This window comes from Rathayibacter sp. AY2B3, assembly GCF_002931755.1.
In the GTDB taxonomy this organism is placed as follows: domain Bacteria; phylum Actinomycetota; class Actinomycetes; order Actinomycetales; family Microbacteriaceae; genus Rathayibacter.
This window is the reverse complement of record NZ_PSUG01000058.1, coordinates 12,217-20,451: the sequence shown is the minus strand read 5'-3', so window position 1 is coordinate 20,451 and position 8,235 is coordinate 12,217. Positions and strand designations below refer to the sequence as shown.

Sequence of the window (8,235 nt, the reverse complement as noted above, 5' to 3'; positions counted from 1 at the left end):
GTGGTCGCCTACCTCGCCTGGACGGCCTTCGTCGGCGACCTGCGCGACGACGGCTACCTGCCCGCGTGAGCGGACGGAGCCGGGGGGACGGGCGGGGCCGGCGGGACCGGGACGGAGCCGTGCTGCTCGTCGGAGCCGGGGCCGGGACGGGTGCTGTCGTCGCTCATGGCGCGAGTCTAGCCAGCACCCCGGCGGCGGCGGAGGGGTTCCGTCCGCTCACGCGGGCAGGTAGCCGTCGTCGCGCAGGTCGCCGACGAAGGCCGTCCAGGCGAGGTAGGCGACCACCGCCAGGACGATCGCGAGGTAGCCCAGCACGAAGCCGGCGACCGCGAGACCGCGGCCGCGCTGTCCGGAGCGTCCGGCCTGGGCGAAGCCGATGTGGCCGAGGACGATGGCGGCGGGCGCCAGGCCCAGCAGTCCGCACACCAGAGCCGCGACCGCGAGCGGATTCATCGGCGGGCGGCGGGGCGGGAGCCCGGGATAGGGATCGGCGGCGGCCGTCGGCGGCGGGTAGGCCGCCGACGGCTCGCCGAGCGGAGGGGCGAACGGCGCGGGCGCCGGTCCGGTCTGCGGTCCGGGCGCGGTGTCGTCGGTCACGGTGTCCTCCTGGTGGTGCGGGCGCCCCCGAGCCTCGGAGGCGTGTCGATCAGTACCCGGTCGAGGGCATGGTCGCCGCGATCGAGAAGAGCGCGACGAACGAGATGATGGTGATGATGATCGCGACGAAGCCGATGATGACGGCGGCGAGGGCGAGGCCGCGGCCCTTCTCCCCCGTGCGCTTGATCTGCGACAGGGCGATGAAGCCCAGCACGATGCCCACGATGGAGACGAAGAACGAGGCGATGAAGCCGATGATCGCCAGGATGTTGTAGCGGTCGGACGCGGGCGTGTACGGAGTGGTCATGGAATCCCCCAGGGTCAGGAACGTGCGGATGCGGCCAAGAGTGGCAGTGCCACGTTCCGGCTGTCAAAAAGCTGGGCGCCGCTTGCGCGCCCCGGCCACCGCCCGGTAGAGACCTCAGCGGACCTGGATCTCGGTGACCGGCAGGGTCGAGTCGGCGCCGAAGCCGAGCCCCGACGGCGGATGCCCCGCCTCGATCAGCTGCGCCGCCAGCGCGGCGATCATCGCGCCGTTGTCGGTGCAGAGCGAGAGCGCCGGGATCCGCAGGGTCACTCCCGCCGCCGCGCACCGCTCCTCCGCCAGCGCGCGCACCCGGGCGTTGGCGACCACGCCGCCGCCGAGCAGGAGGCGCGGCACGCCGCGGTCGCGGCACGCGGCGAGCGCCTTGGTGAGCAGGACGTCGGCGACCGCCTCGCGGAAGCTCGCCGCGACGTCGGCCACGGGCACCTCCTCGCCCGCATCCTGGCGCTTCTCGACCCAGCGGGCGACCGCGGTCTTCAGCCCCGAGAACGAGAAGTCGTAGCGGTGGCGCTCGAGGTCCTTCGGCAGGCTGAGCCCGCGGGGGAAGCGGATCGCCTTCGGATCCCCGTCCGCCGCCACCCGGTCGATCTGCGGTCCGCCCGGGTAGGGCAGGCCCAGGACGCGCGCCACCTTGTCGAAGGCCTCGCCGGCGGCGTCGTCGATCGTCTCGCCGAGCAGCTCGACGTCCGACACCAGATCCCGCACGTGCAGGAGCGAGGTGTGCCCGCCCGAGACCAGCAGCGCGATCGTCGGCACCTCGACGGGGCTGCCCTCGCTGCCGTCCGCGCGGAGGACGTCGGCTCCCACGTGGCCGACGAGGTGGTTCACGGCGTAGAGCGGCAGGCCGAGCGAGACCGCGAGCGCCTTCGCCGCTCCGACGCCGACCATGAGGGCGCCCGAGAGCCCCGGTCCGCTGGTGACCGCGATCGCGTCCAGGTCGCCGAGCGCGACACCGGCCTCGGCGAGCGCCGCGTGCAGGGCCGGCTCGAGTGCCTCCAGGTGCGCCCGGGCGGCCACCTCGGGCACGACGCCGCCGTAGCGGGCGTGCTCCTCCATCGAGGAGGCGATGGTGTTCGAGAGCAGCGTCGTGCCGCGGACGATGCCGATCCCCGTCTCGTCGCAGCTGGTCTCGATGCCGAGGACGAGGGGTCCGGTGCTCACGGGGTCTCCTGGGTCGGGGTCGGCGGCAGGCGCATCACGATCGCGTCCACCCCGTCGGGCTGGTAGTAGGCCGGGCGGACGCCGATCTCCTCGAAGCCCTCCGAGCGGTAGAGGGTCTGCGCGGCGGGGTTGTCGGCGCGGACCTCGAGGAAGACCTCGCGGGCGCCGCGCTCGCGGGCCGCCTCGAGGAGCGCGCGCAGCAGGCGGCGGCCGAGGCCGGTGCGGCGGACCCGGGCGACGACCGCGATCGTCTGCACGTCGCCCTCGTGCGCGCCGACGGGGCAGAGGAGCCCGGCGTAGCCGACCACCTCGCCGTCCTGCTCGGCCACCAGGTACCGGGTGTGGCGGCTCCGGATCTCCTCCGCCATCATCCCGCGCGACCAGGCGTCACCGGCGAACTCGGACTCCTCGATCGCCATGACGGCGTCGAGGTCGTCCGCCTGAGCGTCGCGGAGCACGGCCTCGCTCATGCGGTCACCCGCTTGGGGCCGGCCGACAGCGTGACGTCGGGCGAGCGCAGGTAGAGGGGCTCGTCCGCGGCGCCGGGGCGGCCGGCCGCGCGCAGGCGGGCTGCCACGACTCCGAGCTCGCCGGCGGAGACCGACTCGGCCTCCAGGCGCGGGAGCTCCGGATGCGGGAGGGCCGGCGGCTTGTCCAGCCCGGGCCCGGCGAGGCGGACGGGGAGTCCCTGGTCGTCGAGCCCGCCGTACGCGCTCCAGTACAGCTCGCGTCGGCGGGCGTCGGTGACGACGAGGAAGCCCGCCGCGCGCCCGTGCCGCAGCGCGGCGAGCGCGATCGCGTCGTGGGAGACCACGGGGAGGGTGGGCACGCCGCGGCCGAGCGCGAAGGCCCGCGCAGCGGCGATCCCGACCCGGAGGCCCGTGAAGGGGCCGGGGCCCATGCCCACGGCGACCGCCTCGATGCCCGCGGGCGCGACGCCGGCCGCCTCGAGCGCCTCCTGGATCAGCCGGCCGACCACCTCGGCGTGGCGCATGGTGTCGGTCTCGGTGCGCTCCGAGCGCACGGCGCCCGCGGAGTCGACGACAGCGACGGAGGTTCCGGAGGAGGTGTCGATCGCGAGGAGCACGCGTCCAGGGTACCCGCGGGCTCAGCTCCAGCCGGTGCCGCGGAAGCGGACGGTGCGCGGCTCGATCGGCTCCTCGCCCTCCTCGGCGTCGGAGCCGGCGGTCGGCCGCTCGATGACCACGTCGAGCCAGGACTCCGCGACGCCGTCCAGCATCCCGGCGCCCCACTCCACGACGACCACCGAGCGCGCCAGGTCGAGGTCGAGGTCGTCGAGCTCGACCGGCGAGCCCACGCGGTAGGCGTCGACGTGCACGAGCGGCGGCCCGTCGTGCAGCGGCGGATGCGTGCGGGCGATCACGAAGGTGGGGCTCGTCACGGGGCCTCGGACGTCGAGCCCCTCGCCGAGCCCGCGCGTGAAGGTGGTCTTGCCCGCCCCGAGCGGCCCCGTCAGCACCAGGAGGTCGCCCGCACGCAGCACTCGGCCGAGCTCGCGGCCCAGCTCCGCCATGGCCTCCGGGTCGGCGACCTCGACGACGCGGTCCGCGAACCAGGAGCGCTCAGGCACGGCCGTCCGCCGCGCTCAGCAGCCGCCGCTGGACGCGCGGCCCGAGCCGGGTGACCAGCTCGTAGTTGATGGTGCCGCACCACCGCGCCCACTCGTCGACCGACGGGACACCGGTCGTCGGGTCGCCCCAGAGCGTCACCGGGTCGCCCGTCGCGACGCTCTCATCCCCCACGTCGACGACGAACTGGTCCATCGCGACCCGCCCGGCGATCCGGTGGCGGCGGCCGCCGATCGAGACCTCCGCGACACCGGAGGCGCTGCGCGGGATGCCGTCCGCGTAGCCGAACGGCACGAGCGCGAGGGTCGTCCCGCCCTCGGCACGCCAGGTGTAGTCGTAGCTCACGCCGGTCCCGTGGGGCACGCGGCGGACGCCGGCGACGCGGCCCTGCAGCGTCATCGCCGGGACGAGACCGAGCTGCAGCGAGGTCTCGTCCTCGAACGGCGAGAGCCCGTAGAGGGCGATGCCGCTGCGCACCATGTCGAGGCGGGCCTCCGGGAGGCGCAGCGCCGCCGCCGTCGCCGCGAGGTGCAGGACCGGCGCCTGCACCCCGTGCGCGGCCAGCACGGCCTCGGCGCGGCGGAGGAGCGCGAGCTGGGCGAGGTCGTCCTCGCGCGAGGTGTTGGACAGGTGCGAGAAGAGCCCGGTGAGGTGGACGGTGCCGCGCGCGCCGTGGCGGGCGAGCGCCTCCGCCAGGCGCGGCCACTCCTCCTCCGCGGCGCCGTTGCGGCTGAGGCCCGTGTCGACCTTGAGCTGCACGGCGGCGCGCACGCCGCGGTCCTCCGCCGACTGCGCGAGCGTGTCGAGCTGGTCGACGGAGGAGACGGCGACGTCGATCGAGTGCTCGAGCGCCGCGTCGAAGTCCTCGCCGGGGTCGTGCAGCCAGCAGAGGATCGGAGCGACGACGCCGGCCTCGCGCAGGGCCACGGCCTCCCGCAGCTCCGCGGTGCCGAGGGCGTCCGCGCCGCCGTCGAGCGCCGCCTGCGCCGCGGCCAGAGCGCCGTGACCGTAGCCGTTGGCCTTCACGACGGCCATGAGCCGGCGGGCGCCGGTGAGCTCGCGCAGGCGCGCGGCGTTCGCCGCCATCGCGTCGACGTCGATCACCGCCTCGCGGTACGACGCGGGAGCGCTCACGATTCGGCCACCACGAACGCGCAGGCCACGCCGGCGTCGTGCGTCATCGAGAGGTGCACGCGCGTGATCCCCCGCGCCTCCGCGGCCGCCCGAGCCGGGCCGTGCAGCGCGAAGGACGGATTCCCGTGCTCGTCCCGCTCGACGACCATGTCGTGCCAGCGGGCGCCCACGGAATCGCCGAGCGCCTTGATCAGCGCCTCCTTGGCGGCGAAGCGGCCCGCCAGCGAGGCGACGGGCAGCGAGCGTTCGCTCTCGGCGAACAGCCGGTCGCGGAGCCGGGGAGTGCGCGTCAGCGAGCGCTCGAAGCGCGCGAGGTCCACCACGTCCACCCCGATCCCCACGATCACGGCTCGATCACTCGACCGTGACCGACTTGGCGAGATTGCGCGGCTGGTCGACGTCGAGGCCCTTGGCGGCGGCGAGCTCCATCGCGAACATCTGCAGCGGGGTGACGGCGAGCAGCGGCTCGAACAGCGGGTCGGCGAGCGGGATCGGCACGACCTCGTCGGCGATCTGGATCGCGGCCGTGTCGCCCTGCTCCGCGATCGCGATGACGCGGGCGCCGCGGGCCTTGATCTCCTGGATGTTCGAGATCACCTTGCGCTGCAGCTCGTACGACTCGCTCGGGCTCGGCACGATCACGAAGACGACCTGGCCCGGCTCGATCAGCGCGATCGGGCCGTGCTTGAGCTCGCCCGCCGCGAAGCCCTCGGCGTGGATGTAGGCGAGCTCCTTGAGCTTCAGCGCGCCCTCGAGCGCCACCGGGTAGCCGACGTGGCGGCCGAGGAACAGCACCGCACGGGTGTCGGCCATCCAACCGGCCAGCTGGGCGATGTCGTCGGAGGCGTCGAGCACGCGGGAGAGCTTCTCCGGGATCGCGGCGAGCTGGGCCGCCTGAGAGGCGACGAGCTCGGTGGAGGCGGCTCCGCGCACCGCGGCCAGGTGCAGCCCGAAGAGGTAGAGCGCCGCGATCTGGGCGACGAAGGCCTTGGTCGAGGCGACCGCCACCTCCGGCCCCGCGTGCGTGTAGAGCACGGCGTCCGACTCGCGTGGGATCGTCGCGCCCTGCGTGTTGCAGACGGAGAGCGTCTTCGCGCCGTGCTCCCGGGCGTACTTGACCGCCATCAGCGTGTCCATGGTCTCGCCGGACTGGCTGATCGAGACGACGAGGGTGCGCGGGGTGAGCACCGGGTCGCGGTAGCGGAACTCGTGGCTGAGCTCGACCTCGACGGGGACGCGCGCCCACTTCTCGATCGCGTACTTGGCGACCATGCCGGAGTAGGCGGCCGTGCCGCAGGCGATGATCGTGATGCGGTCGATCTCCGTCAGCACCGGGCCGAGCGCGTCGAGCTCGGGCAGCGTGATCGCGCCCTCGTGGATGCGACCGCGGAGCGTGTTGGCGACGGCCTCGGGGCCCTCGGTGATCTCCTTCGCCATGAAGCTCGACCAGCCGCCCTTCTCGGACGCCGACGCGTCCCAGGCGATCTCGAACGGCTCGGTCTCGACGGGGTTCCCGAAGAAGTCGGTCACCGTAACGAGCTCGGGGGTGATCGTGACGATCTGGTCCTGCCCGATGGCGACCGCGCGGCGGGTGAACTCGACGAACGCCGCGACGTCCGAGCCGAGGAAGTTCTCCCCGTCGCCCAGGCCGATCACGAGCGGCGAGTTGCGGCGCGCGCCGACGACCACGCCGGGCTGGTCCTGGTGCAGGGCGAGCAGGGTGAACGCGCCCTCGAGGTGCGCGACGACGGCCTGGAAGGCGAGCACGAGGTCGCCGGTGCGGCGGTACTCGCGGGCGATCAGGTGCGCGGCGACCTCGGTGTCGGTCTCGCTCTCGAAGACGGCGCCCTCGGCGAGCAGCTGCTCCTTGAGCGGCTGGAAGTTCTCGATGATGCCGTTGTGGATGACAGCGAGCCGGCCGTCGTCCGCCAGGTGGGGGTGGGCGTTGCGGTCGGTCGGGCCGCCGTGCGTCGCCCAGCGGGTGTGGCCGATGCCCGTGGTGCCCTCGGCCAGCGGGTGCGCCTCGAGGTCGTCGACCAGGACGCTGAGCTTGCCCGAGCGCTTGCGGCTGTCGAGCTGTCCGTCGGCGTCGATCACGGCCACGCCGGCCGAGTCGTAGCCGCGGTACTCCAGACGCTTCAGGCCCCCGAGCAGCACGGCCAGGCTGTCGCGCTCACCGACGTATCCAACGATTCCACACATGCGCTCGATTCTAAGCGGCGCGGAGACGCCTCCCGCGGCGTCCGGCGTCCGGCGGGGCGGACGCTAGGATCGGTCCCCATGCCGTCGTCTCCTCGCGATCCCGCGCGCGACGCGCACCCCTCCCCCTTCGTCGAGATCGTCCGCTCCGACTGGGCCGAGCTCGCCCGCACGACGGAGCTGCCGCTGTCGGAGACCGAGGTCGTGCAGCTGCGGGGCCTGGGCGACCGGCTGAGCCTCACCGAGGTCGCGGAGGTCTACCTGCCGCTCTCGCGCCTGCTGAGCCTGTACGCCGGTGGCGCGCGGCACCTGCACCGCGCGACGAGCACGTTCCTCGGGGAGCGCGCGCAGCCGACTCCGTTCGTGATCGGCGTCGCAGGGTCGGTCGCGGTGGGCAAGTCGACGATCGCGCGCCTGCTGCGCGAGCTGCTCGCCCGATGGGAGGACACTCCCCGCGTCGAGCTGGTGACCACCGACGGCTTCCTGCTGCCCAACCGCGAGCTGGAGCGCCGCGGTCTGATGAGCCGCAAGGGCTTCCCGGAGTCGTACGACCGGCGGGCGCTGCTCCGCTTCGTCTCGGAGGTGAAAGGCGGGGCCGCGGAGGTGCGCGCGCCGTTCTACTCGCATCTCTCCTACGACATCGTCCCCGACGCCGAGATCGTCGTGCGGCGGCCGGACGTGCTGATCGTCGAGGGCCTGAACGTGCTGCAGCCGCCGGTGCCCGGACACGGCCTGGCGGTGAGCGACCTGTTCGACTTCACCGTGTACGTCGACGCCCGGACCAGTGACATCGCGCGCTGGTACGAGGAGCGCTTCCTCACCCTGCAGCAGGGTGCCTTCGCGAATCCGAACTCCTACTTCCACCGCTACGCGGCGCTCAGCCCGGACGAGGCCCGCGGGCGCGCGCGGAGCATCTGGGCAGCGATCAACGAGCCGAATCTGCTGCAGAACGTGCGCCCCACCCGCTCCCGCGCGAGCCTCGTCCTGCGCAAGCAGGCGGACCACACCGTCTCCTCGGTCCTCCTCCGCAAGATCTGACCGCGCCCGCGCTCGCCGCGGCTCCGCGCAGGGAGCTGCACCCCCCACGACCCGTCGAGGGAATCGCGTGCCCAGCGATTCCCCCGCGGCGACCGCGACCCGCTCCACCCGCGCAACCACCTCGTCGAGCCGACCGCGAAGAGCCGCGCAGGGAGCGGCTCCTCAATGAACACAGCCGTCGAGGGAATCGCG

At 73.8% G+C, this 8,235-nt stretch carries 10 protein-coding genes; 1 reads left to right on the top strand and 9 read right to left on the bottom strand.

Features of this window, described 5'->3' with window-relative positions:
• Positions 1-216: 216 nt before the first annotated feature.
• From C5C24_RS15780 to glmS, 9 genes are all read right to left on the bottom strand, one after another.
• Positions 217-597 (bottom strand): DUF4190 domain-containing protein, encoded by a 381-nt coding sequence (locus C5C24_RS15780; RefSeq protein WP_104305418.1) that lies wholly within the window; start codon positions 595-597, stop codon positions 217-219.
• A gap of 49 nt (positions 598-646) precedes the next feature.
• Entirely contained in the window at positions 647-904 is a 258-nt protein-coding gene (locus tag C5C24_RS15775) for a DUF4190 domain-containing protein (protein ID WP_104225014.1), read from the bottom strand.
• Positions 905-1,018: 114 nt separating this feature from the next.
• Positions 1,019-2,083 carry a tRNA (adenosine(37)-N6)-threonylcarbamoyltransferase complex transferase subunit TsaD gene (tsaD, locus tag C5C24_RS15770; protein ID WP_104277923.1) on the bottom strand — a complete coding sequence of 355 codons (1,065 nt, stop codon included), beginning with the start codon at positions 2,081-2,083 and terminating at the stop codon, positions 1,019-1,021.
• Complete coding sequence (gene rimI, locus C5C24_RS15765; RefSeq protein WP_104234156.1) at positions 2,080-2,553, bottom strand: ribosomal protein S18-alanine N-acetyltransferase; 474 nt, start codon at positions 2,551-2,553, stop codon at positions 2,080-2,082. Before rimI ends, tsaD begins: the two co-directional genes overlap by 4 nt.
• A complete protein-coding gene (tsaB, locus tag C5C24_RS15760; protein ID WP_104277922.1) occupies positions 2,550-3,170 on the bottom strand; it encodes a tRNA (adenosine(37)-N6)-threonylcarbamoyltransferase complex dimerization subunit type 1 TsaB in 621 nt (206 codons plus the stop codon). Before tsaB ends, rimI begins: the two co-directional genes overlap by 4 nt.
• Before the next feature lie 21 nt (positions 3,171-3,191).
• Entirely contained in the window at positions 3,192-3,617 is a 426-nt protein-coding gene (tsaE, locus tag C5C24_RS15755) for a tRNA (adenosine(37)-N6)-threonylcarbamoyltransferase complex ATPase subunit type 1 TsaE (RefSeq protein WP_104277925.1), read from the bottom strand.
• Between the two features lie 49 nt (positions 3,618-3,666).
• Positions 3,667-4,806, bottom strand: coding sequence for an alanine racemase (gene alr, locus C5C24_RS15750; RefSeq protein WP_308470843.1), 1,140 nt, complete (start codon positions 4,804-4,806; stop codon positions 3,667-3,669).
• Positions 4,803-5,153, bottom strand: a complete 351-nt coding sequence (locus tag C5C24_RS15745; RefSeq protein WP_104225009.1) for a holo-ACP synthase — start codon at positions 5,151-5,153, stop codon at positions 4,803-4,805. Before C5C24_RS15745 ends, alr begins: the two co-directional genes overlap by 4 nt.
• A 7-nt stretch (positions 5,154-5,160) precedes the next feature.
• Complete coding sequence (gene glmS / locus C5C24_RS15740; RefSeq protein WP_104277920.1) at positions 5,161-7,008, bottom strand: glutamine--fructose-6-phosphate transaminase (isomerizing); 1,848 nt, start codon at positions 7,006-7,008, stop codon at positions 5,161-5,163.
• Positions 7,009-7,086: 78 nt separating this feature from the next.
• Here glmS and coaA point away from each other — a divergent pair, with 78 nt between their 5' ends.
• Positions 7,087-8,043: a type I pantothenate kinase gene (coaA, locus tag C5C24_RS15735; protein ID WP_104305417.1), complete on the top strand. Its 957-nt coding sequence runs from the start codon at positions 7,087-7,089 to the stop codon at positions 8,041-8,043.
• Positions 8,044-8,235: the final 192 nt, after the last annotated feature.

Bases quoted from the DNA above. Each gene is read 5' to 3' on its own strand.
- C5C24_RS15775 (WP_104225014.1), bottom strand. From the start codon at position 904: ATGACCACTCCGTACACGCCCGCGTCCGACCGCTACAACATCCTGGCG.
- tsaE (WP_104277925.1), bottom strand. From the start codon at position 3,617: ATGGCGGAGCTGGGCCGCGAGCTCGGCCGAGTGCTGCGTGCGGGCGAC.
- glmS (WP_104277920.1), bottom strand. From the start codon at position 7,008: ATGTGTGGAATCGTTGGATACGTCGGTGAGCGCGACAGCCTGGCCGTG.
- rimI (WP_104234156.1), bottom strand. From the start codon at position 2,553: ATGAGCGAGGCCGTGCTCCGCGACGCTCAGGCGGACGACCTCGACGCC.
- coaA (WP_104305417.1), top strand. From the start codon at position 7,087: ATGCCGTCGTCTCCTCGCGATCCCGCGCGCGACGCGCACCCCTCCCCC.